The 23040-nt window shown below is 70.7% G+C and carries 16 protein-coding genes and 1 pseudogene; 8 read left to right on the forward strand and 9 right to left on the reverse strand.

From position 1 onward, the window contains the following. Nucleotides 1-79: 79 nt before the first annotated feature. A complete protein-coding gene (locus MWN52_RS08965) occupies nt 80-1255 on the reverse strand; it encodes a thiolase family protein (RefSeq protein WP_286577526.1) in 1176 nt (391 codons plus the stop codon). 261 nt (nt 1256-1516) lie between these two features. Here MWN52_RS08965 and MWN52_RS08970 point away from each other — a divergent pair, with 261 nt between their 5' ends. Then, nucleotides 1517-4282, forward strand: a complete 2766-nt coding sequence (locus MWN52_RS08970; protein WP_286577527.1) for an autotransporter serine protease — start codon at nt 1517-1519, stop codon at nt 4280-4282. 102 nt (nt 4283-4384) lie between these two features. Here the strand turns inward: MWN52_RS08970 and MWN52_RS08975 are convergent, their stop codons facing one another. From MWN52_RS08975 to MWN52_RS08990, 4 genes are all read right to left on the reverse strand, one after another. Then, on the reverse strand, nt 4385-5485 hold the full coding sequence (locus MWN52_RS08975) for a Glu/Leu/Phe/Val dehydrogenase dimerization domain-containing protein (protein ID WP_286577528.1): 1101 nt from the start codon (nt 5483-5485) through the stop codon (nt 4385-4387). A 203-nt stretch (nt 5486-5688) separates the two neighbouring features. Then, nucleotides 5689-5898, reverse strand: coding sequence for a hypothetical protein (locus tag MWN52_RS08980; RefSeq protein WP_130522435.1), 210 nt, complete (start codon nt 5896-5898; stop codon nt 5689-5691). A gap of 132 nt (nt 5899-6030) precedes the next feature. Beyond that, a complete protein-coding gene (locus MWN52_RS08985) occupies nt 6031-6522 on the reverse strand; it encodes a pyridoxamine 5'-phosphate oxidase family protein (protein WP_130518709.1) in 492 nt (163 codons plus the stop codon). 46 nt (nt 6523-6568) lie between these two features. Continuing rightward, nucleotides 6569-7837, reverse strand: a complete 1269-nt coding sequence (locus MWN52_RS08990; protein WP_286577529.1) for an MFS transporter — start codon at nt 7835-7837, stop codon at nt 6569-6571. Between the two features lie 140 nt (nt 7838-7977). On the opposite strand from MWN52_RS08990, the gene MWN52_RS08995 reads away from it, so the two are divergent. Next, a complete protein-coding gene (locus MWN52_RS08995) occupies nt 7978-8883 on the forward strand; it encodes a LysR substrate-binding domain-containing protein (RefSeq protein ID WP_286577530.1) in 906 nt (301 codons plus the stop codon). Between the two features lie 218 nt (nt 8884-9101). Here the strand turns inward: MWN52_RS08995 and MWN52_RS09000 are convergent, their stop codons facing one another. Both MWN52_RS09000 and MWN52_RS09005 read right to left on the reverse strand, forming a co-directional pair. Beyond that, nucleotides 9102-9539, reverse strand: coding sequence for an energy transducer TonB (locus MWN52_RS09000; protein WP_286577531.1), 438 nt, complete (start codon nt 9537-9539; stop codon nt 9102-9104). Then, nucleotides 9536-9883, reverse strand: a complete 348-nt coding sequence (locus MWN52_RS09005; RefSeq protein WP_130518700.1) for a 4a-hydroxytetrahydrobiopterin dehydratase — start codon at nt 9881-9883, stop codon at nt 9536-9538. Before MWN52_RS09005 ends, MWN52_RS09000 begins: the two co-directional genes overlap by 4 nt. 95 nt (nt 9884-9978) lie before the next feature. Between MWN52_RS09005 and MWN52_RS09010 the strand changes: the two genes are divergently transcribed. Both MWN52_RS09010 and MWN52_RS09015 read left to right on the forward strand, forming a co-directional pair. Next, on the forward strand, nt 9979-10572 hold the full coding sequence (locus MWN52_RS09010; RefSeq protein WP_130518698.1) for an NfuA family Fe-S biogenesis protein: 594 nt from the start codon (nt 9979-9981) through the stop codon (nt 10570-10572). Between the two features lie 14 nt (nt 10573-10586). Further along, nucleotides 10587-12377, forward strand: a complete 1791-nt coding sequence (locus MWN52_RS09015; RefSeq protein WP_286577532.1) for a transmembrane repetitive protein — start codon at nt 10587-10589, stop codon at nt 12375-12377. Nucleotides 12378-13139: 762 nt separating this feature from the next. Here the strand turns inward: MWN52_RS09015 and MWN52_RS09020 are convergent. Together MWN52_RS09020 and MWN52_RS09025 are read right to left on the reverse strand one after the other, a co-directional pair. Beyond that, nucleotides 13140-13592: a c-type cytochrome gene (locus MWN52_RS09020; RefSeq protein ID WP_130518693.1), complete on the reverse strand. Its 453-nt coding sequence runs from the start codon at nt 13590-13592 to the stop codon at nt 13140-13142. Between the two features lie 7 nt (nt 13593-13599). Continuing rightward, on the reverse strand, nt 13600-13986 hold the full coding sequence (locus tag MWN52_RS09025; protein WP_130531287.1) for a c-type cytochrome: 387 nt from the start codon (nt 13984-13986) through the stop codon (nt 13600-13602). Between the two features lie 272 nt (nt 13987-14258). Between MWN52_RS09025 and MWN52_RS09030 the strand changes: the two genes are divergently transcribed. The 4 genes and pseudogenes from MWN52_RS09030 to MWN52_RS09045 all read left to right on the forward strand — a co-directional run bounded on the left by MWN52_RS09030 (nt 14259) and on the right by MWN52_RS09045 (nt 23024). Then, nucleotides 14259-15398, forward strand: coding sequence for an efflux RND transporter periplasmic adaptor subunit (locus tag MWN52_RS09030; protein ID WP_286577533.1), 1140 nt, complete (start codon nt 14259-14261; stop codon nt 15396-15398). 10 nt (nt 15399-15408) lie between these two features. Next, a pseudogene (locus tag MWN52_RS09035) lies at nt 15409-18813 on the forward strand (efflux RND transporter permease subunit); the annotation flags it as partial. A 178-nt stretch (nt 18814-18991) separates the two neighbouring features. Continuing rightward, nucleotides 18992-19861, forward strand: a complete 870-nt coding sequence (locus tag MWN52_RS09040; protein ID WP_286577535.1) for an aspartyl protease family protein — start codon at nt 18992-18994, stop codon at nt 19859-19861. An 82-nt stretch (nt 19862-19943) separates the two neighbouring features. Further along, on the forward strand, nt 19944-23024 hold the full coding sequence (locus tag MWN52_RS09045; protein ID WP_286577536.1) for an efflux RND transporter permease subunit: 3081 nt from the start codon (nt 19944-19946) through the stop codon (nt 23022-23024). Nucleotides 23025-23040 lie beyond the last annotated feature (16 nt).

Consider the following 23040-nt stretch of genomic DNA (forward strand, 5'->3'; position numbering starts at 1 on the left):
ACAATCCGTTTTCCACTGTCAAGCATTCGCGGGCGTATGGCTCAGATTCGTCAACTTGGCGTTAAAACAGAAAACGTCTTCAGAGCAGTTCGACCGCGATGGCCGTGGCTTCGCCGCCGCCGATGCACAGCGTGGCAATCCCACGGCGCATACCCTGCACGCGCAGGGCGTTGAGCAGTGTGACGACCAGGCGAGCGCCCGAAGCGCCGATCGGATGGCCCAGCGCGCAGGCGCCGCCATGCACATTGACCTTGCTGTGGGGGATGCCCAGTTCCTTGATCGGCACCATCGCCACGACGGCGAAGGCTTCGTTGATCTCGAACAGATCCACGTCCTGCACCGACCAGCCCGCCTTCTCCAGCACCTTCTGGATCGCGCCGACCGGCGCGGTGGTGAACCACTCCGGCTGCTGCGAGAACGTGGCATGGGCGACGATGCGCGCCAGCGGCTGCAGGCCGCGCTTGGCGGCGTCCTCGGCGCTCAACACCACGGTGGCGGCCGCGCCGTCGGAGATGCTCGACGAACTGGCGGCGGTGACCGTGCCGTCCTTCTTGAAGGCCGGCTTGAGCGAGGGGATCTTGCCGATGTCCGACTTGCCCGGCTGCTCGTCGCTGCTCACGGTGACTTCGCCTTTGCGCGTGGCGATCTTGAACGGCACGATCTCGGCATCGAAAGCGCCGGAGGCTTGCGCGGCCTGCGCGCGCTTGACCGATTCGATCGCGAAGGCGTCCTGCTCCTCGCGGCTGAAGCCATACTTTTCCACGGTGGCTTCGGCGAACACGCCCATCGCCTGACCGTCGTAGGGATTGGTCAGACCGTCCCAGGCCATGTGGTCGATCGCCTTGAAATCGCCGAAGCGGTTACCGGTGCGCGAGTTGGGGATCATGTGCGGGGCGTTGCTCATCGACTCCATGCCGCCGGCCACGACCACGCGCGCCGAGCCGGCCTTGACCAGATCGTGCGCCAGCATGATCGCCTTCATGCCCGAGCCGCACACCTTGTTGATGGTGGTCGCGCCGGTGGACTGCGGGATGCCGGCGGCCAGCGCCGCCTGGCGCGCCGGCGCCTGGCCCAGGTTGGCCGGCAGCACGCAGCCCATGATGACTTCGTCCACGTCCTGCGCCGGCACGCCGGCCTGCTCGAGCGCCGCGGCGATGACGCTGGCGCCCAGTTGCGGCGTGGGCATGCCGGTGAACTGGCCGAGGAAAGAACCGATGCCGGTGCGCTTGGCGGCGGCGATGACGATGTCGCTCATGGAGAGCCTGTCCTGAGGAACCAAAGAGTTCCCCATTATCCTCCGGGGCGCTCGCGGCGGCACACCCCGACCATTGGCCGCTTGCCTCAGGCGCCGAGGTGCCGTGTGGGCCGTCAAAGTGAACGTGCGTTCTGCAGACACAAGCCCACCTGCGCCGCCGCAGTTGCGCTAGATTGCGCCGGACAGGCGCAGGGGTGCGCCATCCGGGGAGCGGGTGCGATGCGGGGACAGGGAGCGAGGTCGGGGCGGCCTGCGGGCCGGATGCTGGTGCTGAACGTGCTGGCGTGCGCGGTGATGAGCGCCTGCGGCGGCAAGGGCGGGGGCGTCAAGTCGAATCCGCCATCGACGACACCACCGCCCACCACGACCCCCGCGCCGGTGGTGACCACGCCGGATCCGACCTATTCCAAGCATCTGAGCCTCACCCATGCCGACGCCGCGCACGCCGCAGGCTTCACCGGCACCGGTGTGGTGATCGGCATCGTCGATACCGGCGTCAACCGCAGCCATCCGGCGCTGTCGCCACGGGTCACCGCCAACCTCACTTATGTCAGCGGGTCTTCCAACGATCTGACCAAGGACGACGTGGTCGGCCACGGCACGGCCGTGGCGCAGATCGCCGCCGGCCGGGCCTTCGGCGCCTGGCCGGGCGGCATCGCGCCGGGGGCGAGCATCGTCTCGGCGCGGATCATCTCGGACAAGGAGCCGACCGACGACGGCTCGGGCAACGGCAATTCGACCAGCGGCGCGCTGGGCCTGGCGCAGGTGCACCAGGACCTGATCGCGCGCGGGGTCAAGGTGATGAACAACTCCTGGGGCGGGGTGTACTGGACCGACCTGACCGCCACCGCGCCCATCGCCGCCGAGTACCGGCCCTTCGTCGTGCAGAACGGCGGCATCGTGGTGTTCGCCACCGGCAACGACGGCAAGGCCCAGCCGACCGACACGGCCGCCATGCCGAGCAAGCCCGGCCCGAACAACACGCTACCGGCGGCCGACCTGGAGATCGGTTGGCTGGCGGTGGCGGCGCTGGACACCGACAACCCGACCCAGCTGGCCTCGTATTCCAACGCCTGCGGCGTGGCCATGCATTACTGTCTGGTTGCGCCGGGCAAGGTGATCACCACCGGCACCAACGACGGCCCGACCGCGCCCAGCTACTGGGAGTGGACCGGCACCTCGCTGTCCACCCCGCAGGTCTCCGGCGCCGCGGCGCTGGTGTGGCAGGCCTTTCCTTACTTCTCCAATGACCTGGTCCGGCAGACCCTGCTGGGCACGGCCACCGACCTGGGCGCGGCGGGGGTGGATCCGGTGTTCGGCTACGGCCTGTTGAATGTCGGCAAGGCGGTCAACGGGCCGGCGCGGCTGGACTGGGGCGATGTGGCGGTGTCCTTCGACGGCACCTCGACCTGGTCCAACGCGATCAGCGGCGACGGTGGCATCACCAAGTCCGGCTCCGGCACGCTCAACCTGAGCGGGCAGAACAGCTACCTGGGCGAGACCCGCGTCAGCCAGGGCGCGCTGCTGTCCAGCGGCGCGATCCCGGGCAGCGCCAGCGTGGCCGCAGGCGCGCGACTGAACACCGGCGGCGGCGTAGGCGGCGCGCTGCGCAACGACGGCACGGTCGCCTTCACCGGCGCGGCGGGCGCGCGGCGGATCGAGGGCGACTTCACCCAGTCCTCCGGCGCCACGCTGGAGTTCCAGATCGGCACGCCGCTGCAGGTCGATGGCACCGCCAACCTGGGCGGCATGCTCAAGGTGATGGGCATGGCCAGCGGCTACGTGCGCAGCGCGCGCGAGACGGTGGTCGACGCCAGTGCCATCAACGGCACCTTCTCCGGGCTGAGCTCGGCCTCGAACGTGTTCCTGCAGGCGTCGCTGGGCTTCAGCAGCACCCAGGCGTACCTGGACATCACTCGGCTGGACATCACCGCCACCGCCAGCGCGATGGGCATGAGCGCCGCGTCGGTCGGCGCCGCACAGCGCGTGGACGCGGCGCTGACCCAGCTCGACGCGCAGCAGCAGGCCCAGAGCGGCGCGATGGCGTCGCTGGCCGGGGATTTCCTGCGCACCTCGTCCAGCGCGGCGGCCGCGCGTTCGCTGGAGAGCCTGTCCGGCCGCGCGCATGCGGCGGCCGACGGCGTCACTCTGGATCTGCTCGATCTGCGCCGGCGTGCGCTGGCCGCGCACGTGGCGCAGGGCGGGGCGAGCGCGGACGGCTGGTACCAGGCGTTCGATGGGCGCCAGGCCTCGGGCCTGGGCGCGACCGCCGGGCTGGATCTGTCGGGCTGGATCGCCGGCCAGGACGTGACCCTGGCGCCGGGCTGGACCTCGGGCCTGGCCGTGGGCCAGATGGACACCAACAGCGTGCGCGATACGCTCGGCGACGCCGGCCAGGACCGCCAGACCCATGTGCAGGCCTATCTGGCCCATCGCGGGCAGGCCGGCTATGCGCTGGCGCAGTTCGGCGTGGGCCAGTTCCGCCGCGACCTGCGCCGCTCGGTCTATCTGGGCGACGCGGCCTACGGCGTCGATGCGCGCTACGACGGTGAGATGCGCTTTGCCGGCATGGAAGCCGGCGTGCCGCTGCGCACCGGCCTGGGCACGCTCACCCCGTACCTGGGGGCGGACTACGCCAGCCTGGCGCGCGATGCCTTCAGCGAGCAGGGTGCGGCCGGCTTCGGCCTGGCCGCGGCGGCCAGCCACGCCAGCCGCGCCCAGGCCATCGCCGGGCTACGCCTGGAGCGGGCGCTGTCGCTGGCGTCGATGGAGCTGTCGCTGTCGGGCCATCTGGAATGGCAGTCGGTGCTGTCGGCCAGCGGGTTCTCGCGGCAGGCGCGTTTCGTCGGCATCGACGCCTGGGGCGCGATCCCGGGCGGCGACGCGGCGGCCTCGGGCGGCTGGGCCGGCTTCTCGCTGGAGGCCGCGCTGCGCCCCAACCAGCGCCTGTCCTTCGGCCTGGACCAGCGCTTCGGCGCGCGCGGGAGCGAGTCGGTGGGATCGGTGCGGTACAGCGTGGGGTTCTGAGTCGCCGACACGGGCCCGACCGTCATGACCAGCTTCTAAGTGTCACGCAAAGCAGAACGGGCGCCTGATGGCGCCCGTTCTCGTTTTCGGCCCTGGTGCGGCTCAGTGGTCGCCGCGCAGCTGGCCCATGTAGCGCGGGGCGGTGCGGCCGAGCGGCAGCTTGAGCTTGCCGATCGAGGCGATGCGCGCCTCGGCGATGCGGTCGGCGGCGTACTGGGGGGCGATCCGCTCCTTCTCGGCCAGATCGAAGACGCGCCCGACGTTGTGATAGATGTTGCGCATCAGGCGCATGGCGCGCTCGCGGTTGTAGCCGTCGATCTCCAGCGAGACGTTCATCACCCCGCCGGCGTTGACCGCATAGTCGGGCGCGTACAGGATCCCGCGGCGCATGGCTTCCTCGCCGACCACGTGCGACATCTGGTTGTTGGCCGTGCCGCAGATGATCTTGGCGCGCAGGCGCGGCAGGGTCTCGTGGTTGATCGATCCCTCCAGCGCGCACGGCGAGAACACGTCGGCGGGAATGTCGTAGATCTCGTTGGGCGCCACCGCCTCGGCGCCGTATTCCTCGACCGCGCGCGCCACCAGCGTCGGATTGAGGTCGGTGACGAACAGCTTGGCGCCACGCTCCTTGAGCAGCTTCACGAACTCCATGCCGATATGCCCCAGGCCCTGCACGGCATAGCTGTACTTGCCGATCTCCTCGTTGCCGAACCGGCGGTTCAGCGCGGCCATCAGCCCCTGCAGCGCGCCGTAGGCGGTGAACGGCGCCGGGTCGCCCGAGCCGCGGTGCACCTGGTGTACGCCGACCACGTATTCGGTCTCGCGGTAGACATGCTCCATGTCGTTGACGTCGGTGCCCACGTCCTCGGCGGTGATGTAGCGCCCGCCCAGCGAATCGACATAGCGGCCGAACATGCGGAACAGCGCCTCGGCCTTGTCCTGGCTCGGGTCGCCGATGATCACCGCCTTGCCGCCGCCGACATTCAGGCCGGCCAGGGCGTTCTTGTAGGTCATCGTGCGGCTCAGCCGCAGCGCATCGGTCAGCGCCGTCTCGGTATCGGGGTAGGGACGCATGCGCACCCCGCCCAACGCCGGACCCAGCACCGTGCTGTGGACGGCGATGATCGCCTTCAGCCCGATATCGGGGTTGTGGCAGAACACGACCTGTTCGTGGCCGGAGGTGTCGAGGGTTTCGAAAATCATGGGGAAGGGCTCCAATCCGCGCAGGCCAAGACTTCGACCAATCCTTGCGAAACGTATCCTAGACGATTGTTTTGTAAACCAAAAAAAGACGCCGCCCTGAGGCGGGCGGCGATGTTGCATTGCCACAGTTTACCCAGTCGCGTGCGGTGCGCACATGCGCCCCCTGAGCGCCGCCATGGCGCGCTGCGACTGGATCGGACGGGCTAGCGCGGCGCGGCGGCCGGCTTGGGATCGGTGTCGGCGTGGCTGACCTGCGCCGGACGCGGCTTGGCGGTCTCGCGCACGGGGCGCGGCGCATCCGGATCCAGCGTGCGGGTGATGGTGTGTTCTTCGCCATTGCTGATGGCGCGCGAGAGCGGGATGCCGATGGCGAGCAGGACGACGGCGGCGAGCAGAGCGATCACGGCTTTCATGCGGATCTCCGGAAGCGGGCGGGCGGCTGGCGAAGCAGGACCGGCGCGGTCCTGGTTCAGCCGACTATCCGCCCGCCCCGGAGACGGGTCACGACGCGACGCAGCATCCGCTGCGGCGCGTCGTGCGGGGCGTCAGGCCAGATTGACCTTGGCGACCTTGTCGGCATAGTCGCGCTTGGGGTCGCGCCCCAGCAGCAGCTTCAGCCCGGCCAGCAGGCTGGAGCCGTTCTTCCAGATCTCGGCTTGGTCCGGATCCAGGCGCAGCAGGGCCAGCTTGGGATCGTCCTTGCCGCCCTCGTACCAGGCGGCGATGAAGGGATTCCAAAGGCGATCGACGACCGCGCGGTCGGTATCCAGCACTAGCGTGCCGCGCACGCTAGCGAACAGGTCGTGGTCCTTGGCGGCGAAGGCGGCGATCGCGCGGTGGCCCGAGCCCAGCTGCTGCACCATCGCATTGTCGATGGAGGTGAAGAACCAGACCGGGCCACCTTCGTCGCCCTCGATCATCGCGGTCATCGGCCGGGTATGGCCGTCTTCGATGCCCTCCAGCCCCAGCATCACGGTGCGATCGGACTTGAGGGCCTTCCAGAAGGCGGCTTCGAGCTCTTGCGGCGAGGTGGACATGCGGGTCTCCAGGAGGGGTGTGGCCCCAGCCTGCCGCGCGCGATGCTCATGCTTCGTGGTGAAGCGGCGGCGCGGCGTTGACGTGCGCGCAACGTCCGGCCGCCGCCGCATCGCGGTGCGCGCCGAGCCGGATCGCCAGCGCCAGCAGCGAGGTCAGCACCGCCAGGCCCAGCACGCCCGGCCAGCCCAGGTGCTGCATCAGCACGCTGCCCAAGGCCGCACCGCTGGCCATGCCGATGAACATGCCGGTGAAGAACACCGCATTGAGCCGGCTGCGCGCCCCAGGATCGATGCCGTAGACGATGGTCTGGTGAGAGACCAGCGTGGCCTGCACGCCCAGGTCGAAGCCGATCGTGCCCACCACCAGCAGGGCCAGCTGGCCGTGCATCGGCAGCAGTGGCCCGGCCAGCATCAGCGCGAACGCGCCCGCCGCCAGCCCGGCGCCGAGGCGGGTAACCAACCCCGGGCCGCGCCGGTCGGCGATGCGGCCGGCAATCGGCGCCATCAGCGCGCCGGCCGCACCGGCCAGGCCGAACGCGCCGGCCACCGCGCTGCCCAGGTGGAAGGGCGCGTCCTGCAGCATCACCGCCAGCGTCGACCAGAACGCGCTGAAGCCGACCGCCAGCGTCGCCTGCGCCCAGGTGGCGCGGCGTAGCGCCGGATGGGCGCGCCACAGCGGCACCAGGCTGGCCAGCAGCGCGCCATAGCCCACCGTGGTGGTCGGCTCGAAGCGCGGCACCCAGCGCGCCGAGGCCAGCCCGACCAGGACCATGCCCACGGCAGCGATGAGGTAGACCGCGCGCCAGCCCCAGATTCCGGCGATCAGGCCGCTGCCCACGCGCGAAAGCAGGATGCCCAGCAACAGGCCGGTCATGACCGTGCCGACGATGCGGCCACGGTGTTCGATCCGCGCCAGCGTGGCGGCGGCGGGCACGAAGTCCTGCGCCACCGTGGCGGTCAGGCCGATCGCCAGGCTCGCGCAGAGCAGCGTGGTCATGCCCGGCGCCAGGCCGCCGATGGCCAGCGCCAGCGCCAGCAGGCCGCACTTGGCCAGGATCACCCGGCGGCGGTCGTAACGATCGCCCAGCGGCGCGCACAGCAGGATGCCCAGCGCATAGCCGAGCTGGTTGAGCGTGGGCACCAGGCCGGCGGTCTGGGCGCTGGCGTGCAGGTCGCCGGCCAGCACGCCGAGCATGGGCTGGCTGTAGTAGAGCGAGGCCACGCTCATGCCGGCGCCGATCGCCAGCAGCAGCACCAGCCGGCGCGGCAGGCCGGTGTGGCCTGGCGCTTCATGCGGATATTGAATGTGAGTCATGGCGTAGAGCGGCTGCAAGGTGGGGTGCGCGGTATTCTCCGGGCCGTCCGGCGCGCGTGGTAGCCTGCGCGCCGACACAATGCCTATGCGTCGGGCGTATGCAAGAGCCGATTTCCACCGGAACCGACCGCCTCGAGCTGATGCAGACCTTCGTCCGCATTGTCGAGGCCGGCAGCCTGTCGGCCGCCGCCGCGCAGCTCGGCGCCAGCCAGCCCACCGTCAGCCGGCGGCTGCAGGCGCTCGAGCGCCTGCTCGGGCTCAAGCTGCTGCGCCGTTCGACCCACGCCATGACGCTGACCGAAGACGGCGCGCGCTGCTACGACAAGGCCCGCGACCTGCTGCAGGACTGGCAGGCCCTGGAAGACGACCTGCGCGGCGCCGGCCAGGCCCCGCAGGGCCTGCTGCGCGTGGTGGTGCCGCACGCCTTCGGCCAGCGCCAGCTGATGGAGCCGATGGCCGACTACCTGCGCCGCTATCCGCAGGTCTCGGTGGACTGGCTGCTGCACGAGCGCGAGCCGGACTTCGTCGCCGACAACATCGACTGCGCCATCCACGTCGGCACCGTGATGGATCCCTCGGTGGTGGCGGTGCAGATCGCCGAGGTGCCACGCATCGTGGTCGGCGCGCCGGAACTGCTGGAAGGGCGCGAGGCGCCCGATGTGATCGAGACCCTGCGCGCGCTGCCCTGGCTGGCGATCAACCTGTTCTACCGCAACGACATCAGCCTGACCCATCGCCAGGACGGGCGGCAGTGCCATTTCCCGATCCGGCCCAGGCTGAGCACCGACAGCCTGCATGCGCTGCGCACCGCGGCGCTGGCCGGGCTGGGGGCGTGCATCGCCTCGGCCTGGCTGGTGGCCGAGGACGTCGCCGCGGGTCGGCTGCTGCACCTGGCCCCGGACTGGCGCGCCACCCCGCTGCCGGTGCACCTGGTCTATCCGCCGGCGCGGCACCAGCCGGCCAAGCTGCAGCGCTTCATCGAGCTGATGCGCCTGGCCGGGGCCAATATGACCGGCGTCGAGCCGCTGCGCGGCCGCGGAGGCTGATCGCCGCTGATGCCTCCGTCGTCGTTCCCGCGAAGGCGGGAACCCAGTGGCTTTCACACGGAGCGGCCAAAGGCGCTGGATCGTCAGACATGTGTCTGCCGAGAAGCACTTCCCGCGTTCGCGGGAATGACGGTCCTTCCTTCAGGAGCAGTCACGCATTTCGGCACGTGCCGCGCCAACCGCGATTCACCCGGAACGCGATGCCGGGCGCCGGTCGCTCACTGCGCCTGGGTCTTGGCCTTCTCGTCCAGCGAGAAACAGGCGTCCGGGCGCACCTGCGGGGCGGGGAAGTTCACCGGCACGTTGAGGGTCTGCGCCACCGGCTGGCCGCCGCGCGTGGCCGGCTTGAAGGTCCATTGCTTGACCGCGGCCACCGCCGCATCGTCCAGCGCCGCGTTGCCGCTGCCCTTGGCCACCACCACCTCGGTCGGCGTGCCGGCGGTGCCGACGGTGACCTTCAGCGTGGAGACCCCGCCGTGGCCGCTGCACGCGGCCTCCAGCGGGTACTGCGGCGGCGGGGTCTGCAGCGCGGTCAGCTCGGTGGCGGCCGGGGCGGTGGCCTCGGGCGCGGCCTGCTCGCCGCAAGCGGCCGCCAGCACGGCGAAACACGACAGCGCCAGCAGGCGCAGCGGACGGGAAACGGTGTGGGTGTTCATGCGTCGGGTTCCAGTGCCTGCGCCTTGGCGGCGCAGATGAAGTCGTTCTCGCTCAGGCCGCCCACGTCGTGGGTGGAGAAACGCACCACCACCCGGTCGTAGTGCACGCCCAGGTCCGGATGATGGTCCTCGGCGTGGGCGATGTAGGCCAGCGCGTTGACGAAGGCCAGCGTGCGGTAATAGTCGGGAAAGCGGAAGGTGCGCACCAGCGCCTTGTCCTGTTCGGCCAGCTCCCAGCCGGGCAGCTGCGGCAGCAGCTCGGCGATGCGCGCCTGGCTGAGGCGGTGCTCGCTGCCGCTGCGCGGCAGGCAGTGCGCGGCGGCCAGGGGGACGAGGTCGGACATCGGGGGCTCCTGCAGGTGGCGCGGGGAACGTAGCATTCCCGCGCGTGACCATTCCGTTCTGACCGGTGCGCGGGCAGACCGCTAGAATACGCCGCATGATCCAGATCTCCGAGACCGCCCAGCACCATTTCCGCAAGCTGATCGAGCGCGAGGCCTCGCCCGGCCTGGGCGTGCGGCTCAGTGCGGTCGATCCGGGCACCCCGCGCGCCGACGCGCGGCTGGAGTTCGCCGAACCGCGCGAACTGGCCGGCGACGAGTGGGCCGTGGACTGCGAAGGCTTCACCCTGTACGTGGACGCGGCCAGCGTGCCGTGGCTGGACGATGCCGAGATCGACTTCGTCACCCAGGGCGCCGGCAGCCAGCTGACGATCAAGGCGCCGCACATCAAGGGCAAGGCGCCGGCCGAGGGCGCCTCGCTGGTCGAGCGCGTGCGCTGGGTGGTCGAGCACGAGGTCAACCCGCAGCTGGCCTCGCACGGCGGCCGCGTGGCGGTGGAGGAAGTGACGGGCGAGGGCGTGGTGTTCCTGCGCTTCGGCGGCGGCTGCCACGGCTGCGGCATGGCCGATGTCACCCTGAAGCAGGGCATCGAGAAGACCTTGCTGACGCGCGTGCCGGGCGTGACCGCGGTGCGTGACGCCACCGACCACGACAGCGGCCAGGCGCCGTACATGCCGCGCGACGCGGCCTGATCCGTCCGCATCCGGTGACGACTGCCACCGAGATCATCGCCGCCCTCCTGCAGCGCAGGCCGGCGCCCATTCTGGAAAAACGCACCGGCCTGCCGCACGGCTGGGGCATCTGGCTGCGCAACCGGCCGGCGCAGGCCGGTCCGCTGAGCCGGGCCCCGGTCGAGGCGCTGGTGGCCGCCGCGGCCGCACGCCCGCGCACGGCGCCAGTGGCGCGGCCGATGAACCGCTGGCAGGCCGCGTGGTCGCTGCACTGGCAGCACGGCGAGGCGCCGCCGCGCGAAGAGCGCTGGATCCGCTGGGTCGGGCGGCTGGGGAGCCTGCTGCTGCACCTGGCGTTCCTGGCGCTGCTGATCTTCGTCAGCCTGATGGCGCTGCCGCCGACGCCGACCGAGGAAGACGGCAGCCGCGTGCAGCTGACCTTCATCGGGCGCGGCACGCCGGGCGAGGGCGGTGGCTCGGGGCCGCAGCCGCCCTCGCTTGGCGCGCAGCAGGCCGCCGCGGCCGCGCCGCGCGGCGCGAGCCGGCCCGCGCGTGCGGCGGCGAGGCCCGAGGCCGCCGCGCCAGCGCCCGCCAAGCCCGCGCCGGCGCAGGCGGCTCCGTCTCCGCCCACGCCCACGCCCACGCCGCCGCAGGTGGCCGAGCAGCCGGCCACCCCGCCGCAGCCCGAAACCCCAGCGCCGCCGACGCCGCCGGTCGAACAGCCGCTGCAGGTGACCGAGACCGCGCAGCCGACCCAGACCTTCATCCTGCCGCCGACCACGCCGCCACAGGTGCAGTTGCCCGCGCCCCAGGTGCAGTGGCAGCCGCCGGCCGCGCGCGTGCGCGAGGTGGAGACGGTGCAGACCCAGCAGCCCGTGGCCGTGCAACAGGTCGCCCCGCGCGCGGTCGACCTGCCGGCGCCGGCCGCGCCGCCCACACAGGTGCGCCAGCGCGAGATCCCCAATCCCGAGCCGGTGTCCCAGGTGCAGGCGCCGGCGCTGCAGGCTCTGCGCAGCCCCGAGCCGGCGCCGGTGCAGCTGCCGGCCTCGACTCCGGCCCAGGCCCGCGTGCGCGAGATCCCGATGCCGGCGGCCCCCGCACCGGCCGCGCCGGCCCAGTCCGTTGCGGAGGCCGCATCCAGCGCGGCCAACGCCGGCAGCCCGCAGGCCCAGCAGGGCCAGGCCGAGCGCGCCAGCCAAGCGGCGGCCGAGACCGGCCAGCAAGCCTCCAACACGGCCACCAACAGCGGCGCGCCGCCGTCGCCGGTGCAGGGCGGCCAGACCGCCGGCAGTCAGGCCAGCAGCCCGGGCGCGGGTGCACGTGCCGCGGACGAGTGGGGCACGCCGGGCCAGACGCGCGCCGACGACTGGGGCGCCTCGCGCAACGCGCAGGCCGGTAATCAGGGCAGCGCGGGGCAGGGCCTGCAGGGGCTGTTCAACGCAGATGGCAGCGTCAAGGTGCCGGATGCGTCAGGCAGCGGGCGCTCGGACCGCCCCGGCGCGCCGGGCTCGCGCCAGCAGGCCAAGATCGATGCGAACAACGCCGGCACCTGGCTGGACCGTCCGGCGTTCGGCTACGAGCCGACGATGTTCGACAAGTACTGGATGCCCGGCGGCACCCTGCTGCAGGACTGGGTCCGCGCCGGCATCCAGGACCTGGAGATCCCGATTCCCGGCACGTCCAAGCGCATCAAGTGCGTGGTGTCGATCCTGCAGGCCGGCGGCGCCTGCGGCGTCTACGACCCCAACCTCAACGACCACCCCGCCACGGCGCGGCCGCCGCCGGACATCCCGGTCAAGCGCAATCCGATTCCGGTGGGGAGTTGAGGGGCGGGGAGCCTAAAGGCGGTCGCTCTCACGAAAGATTTCGTCGCTCGAAGCTGCTGGTTCCCATGTTCTCGGGAACAGCGATGGTGCCTGATGGCTGAGCGTTGATCGGGAAAGCCCCGCCCCCTCCCCCTCAATCGCTAGCCGCGATTTCGAGCTCCCCTGCGCTTCGCGCGAGGGAGGGGGCACCAGGTCGCGAGCTGTCGCACCGCTTGTCACGGAGCGTGAGTCCACTGCTGAGCGCTTGGCTTATGGAACTCAAGAGCCAAACGCCTCGCCCGCCGAAGTCCATGGTCGTGCGCTTCGCGCGTGGAACCACAGCGCCAAGCGCTTCTGCCCCCTCCCTTTCGCCGAAGGCGAAGGGGAGGGTTGGGGAGGGGTGCTTTTGCTTTTTGCTCTCGCTCCCGACAAAGCGGAACGGCTCGCGAAACCCGCATCACGCGAAGGCGGAGCCACAGGTCTTTGTCGCGTCTCGCTAAAGCCGCTGGATTCCCGCCTTCGCGGGAATGACGGTAGCGGGTTTATCGGCGGCGTTTAGGCCAGACGCCAGGCGCCCTGGGAGCGGACTGCGCCCGTCGTGACCGCGGGCTGGTGCCAACCATTCCGGCGAAACGGGGCTCAACCGGTTGCATTGCCCTCGGAGCTTTCAACCTGTCCTGCTCAGGTCGCGTAGCCACCCTGGAACTCAACTTGGCCGTACAGATCGCGCAGCTCGCCTAGGGCTTAAGTCCAGATCTTGCAGACCCGCGCCTCGCCAGACCCTCAATCCAACCCGTGCAAGTCCCGCAGCTCACCCTTGCGCGAGGAGAAGTAGGCGGCCAGGTTGGCGATGTCCTGATCGCTCAGGTCCTTGGCCTGCGGCGTCATCAGCGCGTGCTGGCGATCGCCGGCGCGATAGGCCTGCAGAGCGTGGGCCAGGTAGTCGGCGTACTGGCCGGCCAGATGCGGGTAGGTGGCCGCGATCGGCTTGTCGCCTTCGGCGCCATGGCAGTCGATGCAGCTCTGGCCGGTGGCCTTGCCCTTTTCCTGCGACTTCTTCTCGCCGGCGGCGATGTTGCCCGGCGGCAGGCCGGCCGAGGAGGCGCTGCCGTGCTCGCCGCTGGCATGGCCAGGATCGGCCGCGGCGGTGTCGGTGGACTCGAGCTTGGTGCAGGCGCCCAGCGCCAGGGCGGCGGCCAGGGCGAAGGTCAGACGCGTAGCGAAGGCGGTGCGCATGGTCGGCTTACTTCAGGCTGGACAGGTAGGCGGCCAGGTCGGCGATGTCCTGGTCGGAGAAGCTCTGGGCCTGGGCCTGCATCGTCGGATGCTTGCGCTTGCCCGCCTTGTACTCGGTCAGGGCCTGGGCCAGGTACTCGGCCGACTGCCCGCCGATGCGCGGCACGTGGTAGTTGGGGTAGGCATTCTTGTAGCCGATGACGCCGTGGCAGCCCTGGCAGGTATAGGACAGCTGCTTGCCGGCGGCGGCGTTGCCGCGCGGGGCGGCGACGGCGGCGGGTGCGGGAGTCGGGGCAGCGGCCGGGGCCGGGGCGTCCTGGCGGGCCTGGCCCGTGCCGGACACGCCGGCGTACAGCAGGGCAAAACAGGCGGCGAGCAACAACGATCGCGTCATGTCGTGTTCCGGGATTCGCGCGCGCCCCGTCCCATCCGCGGCGCTTGGCTTGCGGCGAGTATAGCCTGCCGTTCAGCGTCTCCGGCAAGCGCGCGACAGCGGAAAAAATGCCGCAGCGCAACAACTTACGCACGATTCGCGCGGTGCCGCGCTGTCGGCGCGCGTGCGGTGGGATGGGCGATCAAGGACACAGGTCACCATGACCTTCGGCGCATGGCGAGTTGTTGTTTTGGTGGTGTAGTTGCCTACAACACCAACAGCGACGCATCGCCATGTCCAAGTCCGCCCATGCCCGTCCCGCCACCGTCCTGGGCGCCGCCGCCCTCGCGCTGGCGCTGATCACCGCCTTGCCCGGCTGCGGCAGCGCGCAGGGTGCCGACCCCAAGGCCACCGACGCCAAGGCCGACAAGAGCAAGGACAAGGAAAAAGCGGCCGACGCCGTGCCGGTGGAAGCGGTCAAGGCCACCCATCGCGCCGTGGCCGCCAGCTACGCCGGCACCACCACGCTGGAGCCGCGCGCCGAGTCGCAGGTCATCGCCAAGAGCTCCGGCGTGGCCCTGGCGGTGCTGGTGGAGGAGGGGCAGGAGGTCCGGGCGGGCCAGCCGCTGGTGCGTCTGGACGCCGACCGCGCGCGGCTGTCGGTGGCGCAGACCGAGGCGCAGATGCGCAAGCTGGAGAACAATTACCAGCGCGCCCTGAAGCTGGTCGACCAGCAGATGATCAGCGCCAACGACGTCGACCAGCTGCGCTACGACCTGGAGAACATGCGCGCGCAGAACCGCCTGGCGCGGCTGGAGCTGTCCTACACCACGGTGGTGGCGCCGATCTCCGGCGTGGTCGCCTCGCGCTCGATCAAGCCGGGCAACTTCGTGCAGATCAACACGCCGATCATCCGCCTGGTGGATCGCTCGCGGCTGGAGGCCACGCTCAACGTGCCCGAGCGCGAACTGGCCACGCTGCGCGCCGGCCAGCCGGTGACCCTGCAGGCCGATGCGCTGCCGGGCAAGTCGTTCACCGGCAAGGTCGATCGCGTCGCGCCGGTGGTGGACGCCGGCAGCGGCACCTTCCGCGTGGTGTGCGCGTTCGAAGGCGGCACCCAGCTGCAGGCCGGCATGTTCGGCCGGCTGCGGATCGAATACGACCACCGTGCCGACGCGCTGGTGATCCCGCGCGCGGCGCTGCTGGACGATGGCGATCCGGCGGTCTACCTGGTGCGCGCCGGAAAGGCGGTGCGCACCGCGGTCGAGCCGGGCTATGTCGATGGCGCCTGGGTCGAGATCCGCAAGGGGCTCAAGGTGGGCGATGCGGTGGTGACCGCCGGCAAGGTCGCCCTGCGCGACGGCAGCGCGGTGACGGTGATCGAGGCTCCGCCGGCGCCGGCGACGCAGATCGCGCTGGCCGGCAAGCGCTGAGGACGTCGCGATGCACACGGGGAATGGGGAGCACGCGCACGACGAGACCGGCGCCGGCGGCGGCCTGGTCGCCCTGGCGGTGCGGCGCCGGGTGACGGTGGCGATGGTGACGGTGACGCTGCTGCTGTTCGGCGTCATCGCCCTGCGCAGCCTGAAGGTCAACCTGCTGCCGGACCTGAGCTATCCGACGCTGACGGTGCGCACCGAGTACACCGGCGCGGCGCCGGCCGAGATCGAGACGCTGCTGTCCGAGCCCGTCGAGGAATCGGTGGGCGTGGTCAAGAACCTGCGCCGGCTGACCTCGGTCTCGCGCACCGGGCAGAGCGATGTGGTGCTGCAGTTCGCCTGGGGCACCAACATGGACCAGGCCGGACTGGAGGTGCGCGACAAGCTGGAGGCGCTGCAGCTGCCGCTGGAGGCCAGCGCGCCGGTGCTGCTGCGTTTCGATCCGTCCACCGAGCCGATCATGCGCCTGGCGCTGTCGGCCAAGGTGCCGGCCGATGACGCGCTGGCCGCGCAGCGGCAGCTGGTGGCGCTGCGTCGCTTCGCCGACGAGGACCTGAAGAAGAAACTGGAGCCGGTCAGCGGCGTGGCCGCGGTCAAGGTCGGCGGCGGCCTGGAGGACGAGGTGCAGGTCGACATCGACCAGCAGAAGCTCGCCCAGCTGCACATGCCGCTGTCCACCGTGATCGAGCGGCTCAAGGCCGAGAACGTCAACCTGTCCGGCGGGCGCCTGGAGCAGGGCACGCAGCGCTATCTGGTGCGCACGGTCAACCAGTTCGGCAACGTGGAGGACATCGGCGACCTGCTGCTGACCACGCGCAGCGGCGGCGACAACGCCGCGGCCAGCGCGGCCGCGCAGATGGCCGCCATCGCCGCCTCCAGCGGCTCGGCCGAAGTGCTCGCCGCCGCCGCCTTGGTGCAGAGCGCGTCTTCCTCCAGCAGCACCGCCGTCGCTGGCGGCATGCCGGTGCGGTTGCGCGATGTGGCGACCGTGCGCCAGGGCTACAAGGAACGCGAGGCGGTGATCCGCCTGGCCGGGCGCGAGGCGGTGGAGCTGGCCATCTACAAGGAGGGCGACGCCAACACCGTGGCCACCGCCAAGGCGCTGTCGCAGCGGCTGGAGCGCCTGCGCGCGCAGCTGCCTGCCGATGTCTCCCTGGACACGCTGGACGACCAGTCGCGCTTCATCGAACACGCCATCGGCGAGGTCAAGCGCGACGCGGTGATCGGCGGCCTGCTGGCGATCCTGGTGATCTTCCTGTTCCTGCGCGATGGCTGGAGCACCTTCGTGATCGGCCTGTCGCTGCCGGTGTCGATCGTGGCCACGTTCTTCTTCATGGACCGGCTGGGGCTGAGCCTCAACGTGATGTCGCTGGGCGGCCTGGCGCTGGCCACCGGCCTGGTGGTGGACGACTCGATCGTGGTGCTGGAGAGCATCGCCAAGGCGCGCGAGCGGGGCTTGGGGATCGTGCAGGCGGCGATCGCCGGCACGCGCGAGGTGAGCATGGCGGTGGTGGCCTCGACGCTGACCACGATCGCGGTGTTCCTGCCGCTGGTGTTCGTCGACGGCATCGCCGGCCAGCTGTTCCGCGACCAGGCGCTGACCGTGGCGATCGCGATCGCGATCTCGCTGGTGGTGGCGATGACGCTGATCCCGATGCTGAGCTCGCTGCGCGGGCGTGCGCCGCTGGGCTTCGCCACCGAGGCGCCGCATCCGCGCTGGCAGCCCGACGCGCGCTGGCAAAAGCCGTTCGCGTTGGGCGGCCGCGGCATCGGCGCGGCGGTGCGCGGCGCGGTGTTCGGGCTGGCCTGGCTGGTGGTCAGGCTGGGGCGGGGCGCGGTGTTCCTGATCGCACCGCTGATGCGCCGGCTGAGCGCGGTGGCGATGAAGCCCTACGGCTGGCTGGAGCGCGGCTACCTGCGCCTGCTGCCGGCCGCGCTGGCCCGCCCGTGGCGCGTGCTGGGCCTGGCCGCGCTGGCGCTGGCCGGCACCGCGGCGCTGGTGCCGACCCTGGGCACCGACCTGATCCCGCAGCTGGCGCAGGACCGCTTCGAGATGACGGTCAAGCTGCCCCCGGGCACGCCGCTGCGCGACACCGATGCGGTGCTGCGCACGCTGCAGGAACAGCACGTCAAGGACGCCGGCGTGGCGGCCATCTTCGGCGTCAGCGGCAGCGGCACGCGGCTGGATGCCAACCCGACCGAGAGCGGCGAGAACATCGGCAAGCTGACCGTGGTCATGGCCGGTGGCGGCAGTCCGCAGATCGAGGCGCGCGAGACCGAGGCGCTGCGTGCCTCAATGCAGGCCTGGCCGGGAGCGCAGGTCGATTTCGCGCGGCCGGCGTTGTTCAGCCTGTCCACGCCGCTGGAAGTGGAGCTGCGCGGCCAGGACCTGGCCACGCTGGAGGTCGCCGGTCAGCGCCTGGCCCAGCTGCTGCGCGGCAATGCGCACTACACCGATGTGCGCTCGACGGTGGAGCAGGGCTTCCCCGAAATCCAGATCCGCTTCGACCAGGAGCGCGCCGGCGCGCTGGGCCTGACCACGCGCCAGGTCGCCGATGCGGTGGTGCAGAAGGTGCGCGGCGAGGTGGCCACGCGCTACAGCTTCCGCGATCGCAAGATCGACGTGCTGGTACGCGCCCAGGCGTCTGACCGCGCTTCGGTCGAGGACGTGCGCCGGCTGATCGTCAATCCCTCCAGCAGCCGGCCGGTCACCCTGGACGCGGTGGCCGACGTGATCGCCACCACCGGCCCCAGCGAGATCCACCGCGCCGACCAGGGCCGCGTGGCGATCGTCTCGGCCGGTTTGAAGGACATCGACCTGGGCGGTGCGGTGCGCGAGGTGCAGGCGCTGGCCGCCGCGCATCCGCTGGGCGCCGGCGTGTCGATGCGTATCGGCGGGCAGGGCGAGGAGCTGGGCGATTCGGTGCGCTCGCTGCTGTTCGCCTTCGGGCTGGCGGTGTTCCTGGTGTATCTGGTGATGGCCTCGCAGTTCGAGTCGCTGCTGCATCCCTTCGTCATCCTGTTCACCATCCCGCTGGCGCTGGTGGGCGCGGTGCTGGCGCTGAAGCTGAGCGGCTCGCCGGTGTCGGTAGTGGTGTTCATCGGCCTGATCCTGCTGGTCGGCCTGGTGACCAAGAACGCCATCATCCTGATCGACTCGGTCAACCAGCTGCGCGCGGGCGGCATGGCCAAGCGGCGGGCGCTGGTGGAAGGCGCGCGCTCGCGCCTGCGGCCGATCGTGATGACCACCCTGTGCACGCTGCTGGGCTTCCTGCCGCTGGCGCTGGCCTCCGGCGAAGGCGCCGAGGTGCGCGCGCCGATGGCCATCACCGTGATCGGCGGCCTGCTGGTGTCCACGCTGCTGACCCTGCTGGTGATCCCGGTGGTCTACGACCTGCTGGACCGGCGCGGCGCGTTGCGCACGGCGGACGAGCCGGGCGGGGAAGCGGCGGTCGTGGCGTCCTGAGCTCGCCTCGCCATCGCCGATGCCTGCCGCGCCCGATCCCCATCTTCATCATTGGAGTCACAGCATGTCCAAAGCTTCTCGAACGCCTCGCCACTGGCCCGGTCTCAGCACGCTTCCGCTGTTGGCAGGCCTGATGATGCTCAGCGGCGCGGGGTGGGCACAGGTGCCTGCGGGCAAGGGCGATTCCTGTCCTTCGCTGGCCTCTGCCGCCCGCGACCAGCTGCTGGTGCATGTGCCCTTCGAAACGGTGGACGGGCGCATCTATGTCCGCGCCAAGGTCAACGGCCGCTCGGGCTATCGCTTCGCCGTCGACACCGGCGCCAGCGGCCTGGCGCGGGCCGATGCGCGCCTGACGGAAAGCCTGCATCTGCCCGTCGCGGGCCAGTCCGGAAATTCGGACGGCGTGCAGACCGCGGTGGCGCAGACGGTCCGTATCGATACGCTCGAGCTGGACGGCCTGCGACGCGCAGGCATCGAGGCGATCACGCGCGACTATCGCGCCAAACTGAAGGACGAAGCCGCCTTCGACGGCATCCTCGCGCGCGAGTTCTTCGCCGACGGCCTGCTGATCATCGACTACCCGGCGCGGATGCTGTCCTTCAGCCGCAGCTTGTCGCTGCCCGGCGATCGGGCGGACGTGCTGCCCTACACCCGGCCCTTCCGCGTCCCCGTGCGGATCGGCGAGCGCCAGCTGGAGGGCAATCTGGATACCGGCGCCAACGTGGCGCTGGTGCTGCCCAAGGCGCTCTACGATCAGATCGAGGCCGGTTCCCTGGCCGAGGCCGGTTCGGGCCAGCTGAGCCACACCGCGATCGAACTCGGCAAGGCGACCGTGCACGGGCCGGTCCAGATCGGTGGACTGGTCCTGCGCGATCTCGACGCCCGGGTGTCCGATCGCTACCCGGAGCTGCTGGTCGGCGCACTGGCCCTGAAGGACAGCGTGCTGATGATCGACCAGCGCGCGATGCGCGTGGCGGTGTGCACGCCATGATGCCGCGCGCTCGCCTGTCTCCAGGCCTGCCTGGACGCCCCGGTCCCGCGTGGGGACCCCACGCCTGTGCCCGAGGTGAAGGATGAGCATCGCCGCGCTGAGCATCCGCCGGCCGGTGACCACGGTGATGTGCTTCGTCTCGCTGTTGGTGATCGGCGCGATCGCGGCGGTGCGGCTGCCGCTGGAGGCCTTCCCGGACATCTCCGCGCCGTTCCTGTTCGTGCAGCTGCCGTATCCGGGCTCCACGCCGGAGGAGGTCGAACGCAACATCCTGCGCCCGGCCGAGGAGGCGCTGGCGATCATGCCGGGCATCAAGCGCCTGCGCGGCACCGCCACCGCCGATGCGGCCAGCCTCTTCATCGAGTTCAGCGACTGGGACCGCGACATCGCCATCGCCGCCTCCGACGCGCGCGTGCGCCTGGACGCGATCCGCAGCGACCTGCCGGACGATCTGAAGCGCTACTCGGTGTTCAAGTGGTCCAGCAGCGACCAGCCGATCCTGCGCGTGCGCCTGGCCGGCGACCGCGACATGACCGCCTCGTACGACATGATCGAACGCGAGTTCAAGCGCCGGCTGGAGCGCATCCCCGGCGTGGCGCGCGTGGAGATCTCCGGCGCGGCGCCCAACGAGGTGGAGGTGGCGATCGCGCCGGATCGCCTGAGCGCGCACGGCCTCAATCTCAACGACCTGACCACGCGCCTGCAGGCGGCCAACTTCTCGATTTCCGCCGGCCAGATCGACGACCACGGCCAGCGCCTGCGCGTGCAGCCGATGGGCGAGGTCGCCGACCTGCAGCAGCTGCGCGAGCTGGTGATCGCCGACAGCGGTCTGCGCCTGGGCGACATCGCCAGCGTGCAGCTCAAGCCCTCGCGCATGGACTACGGCCGCCGCCTGGACGGCAAGCCGGCCGTGGGCATGGACATCTACAAGGAGCGCAGCGCCAACCTGGTGCAGGTCTCGCGCGACGCGCTGGCCGAGGTGGACGCGATCCGCGCCCAGCCCGAGCTGTCCGACGTGCAGATCAAGGTGATGGAGAACCAGGGCGAGAACGTCACCTCCTCGCTGCTGGAACTGGCCGAGGCCGGCGCGATCGGCCTGCTGCTGTCCATCGCCGTGCTGTTCTTCTTCCTGCGCCACTGGCCGTCCACGCTGATGGTGACCCTGGCCATCCCGATCTGCTTCGTGATGACCCTGGGCTTCATGTACTTCGCCGGGGTCACGCTCAACATCCTGACGATGATGGGCCTGCTGCTGGCGGTCGGCATGCTGGTCGACAACGCCGTGGTGGTGGTGGAGAGCATCTTCCAGGAGCGCGAGAAGATGCCGGGCGAACCGGTCAAGGCCGCGCTGCTCGGGACCAGGCACGTGGCCATCGCCCTGTCGGCCGGCACGCTGTGCCACTGCATCGTGTTCGTGCCCAACCTGTTCGGCGAGACCAACCAGATCAGCATCTTCATGGCGCAGATCGCGGTGACCATCTCGGTCTCGCTGCTGGCTTCCTGGCTGGTGGCGATCAGCCTGATCCCGATGCTGTCGGCGCGGATGAAGACCCCGCCGCTGCTGCGCTCCGAGCGCGGCCTGATCCCGTGGCTGCAGCGCCGCTATGCGCGAATGCTGCGCTGGACGCTGGAGCACCGCGGCTGGAGCGTGCTGGGCATCGTGCTGATCGTGGCCGCCAGCCTGGTGCCGATGAGGCTGACCGAGATGGACATGTTCGGCGGCGGGCAGGCCGGCGAGACCTCGGTGCTGTACCAGTTCCGCGGCTCCTACACGCGCGACCAGATGTCGGCCGAAGTGGCGCGCGCCGAGCAATACCTGGAAAGCCAGCGCAAGGCCTTGGGCATCACGCAGATCTATTCGTGGTTCAGCGAAAGCGAAGGCGCCTCGAGCTCGGTCAAGTTCGACACCACCGATCCGGACGAGACCAAGCGCCGGGTCGAGCTGCTGCGCAAGGGCATGCCCAAGTCGGCGCGCGCCGAGATCGTGATGGGCAGCGGCAATGGCAACGGCGGGGGCAACAAGAACGGTGTGCAGGTGCAGCTGACCGGCGATTTGACCGCCGTGCTGCAGGAGATCGCCCGCGATGTGCTGCCGGCGCTGGCCAGCCGCCCCGAGCTGCGCGATGTGCGCATCGACGCGGGCGACCAGAGCAGCGAGCTGAAGGTGCACGTGGATCGCGAACGCGCCGCCGCGTTCGGCTTCTCGGCCCAGGACGTGGCGAGCTTCGTCAACATCGCCCTGCGCGGCGGCAAGCTGCGCGAGCTGCGCCGCGGCGACACCGAGGTGCCGGTGACCCTGCGCTTCGCCGGCGCCGAGCAGTCGACCATCGCCGACCTGGAGGGCTTCATGGTGCGCGCCAAGGACGGGCGCAGCGTGCCGCTGATGTCGATGGTCAGCATCGACATGGCGCCCTCGGCCTCGCAGATCTCGCGCAGCAACCGCCAGACCACGCTGGCCATCACCGCCAACCTGGCCGAGCAGGTCACCGCGCCCAAGGGCCGCGAGGCGATGGAGGCGGTGCTCAAGTCGATGGCCTTCCCGGCCGGCTACCACTACACCTTCGACGGCGGCGATTACCAGGACGACGGCGAGGCCATGCAGCAGATGCTGTTCAACATGGTCATCGCGTTGCTGATGATCTACCTGGTGATGGCCGCGGTGTTCGAGTCGCTGCTGTTCCCGGCGGCGATCATGTCCGGCGTGGTGTTCTCGATCTTCGGCGTGTTCTGGCTGTTCTGGCTCACCGGCACCGCCTTCGGCGTGATGTCCTTCATCGGCATCCTGGTGCTGATGGGCGTGGTGGTGAACAACGGCATCGTGATGATCGAGCACATCAACACGCTGCGCCGCGGCGGCCTGAGCCGCACCGACGCGCTGGTGGAAGGCAGCCGCGAGCGCTTGCGCCCGATCATGATGACCATGGGCACGGCGATCCTGGCGATGGTGCCCATCGCCATGGGCGGCACGCAGATGGGCGGCGACGGCCCGCCGTACTTCCCGATGGCCCGCGCCATCGCCGGCGGCCTGGCGTTCTCGACCGTGGTCAGCCTGCTGTTCCTGCCGACGATCTACGCGATCCTGGACGACCTGCGCGCCGGCATGGGCCGGCTGGTGCGCCGCGCCCGCGGCGTGCCGCAGGAGGCGGCGGTCGGCACGGCCTGAGCGCCGTGCCGGTCGG

The sequence above is a fragment of the Pseudoxanthomonas winnipegensis genome (assembly GCF_030322905.1).
GTDB lineage: Bacteria > Pseudomonadota > Gammaproteobacteria > Xanthomonadales > Xanthomonadaceae > Pseudoxanthomonas_A > Pseudoxanthomonas_A winnipegensis.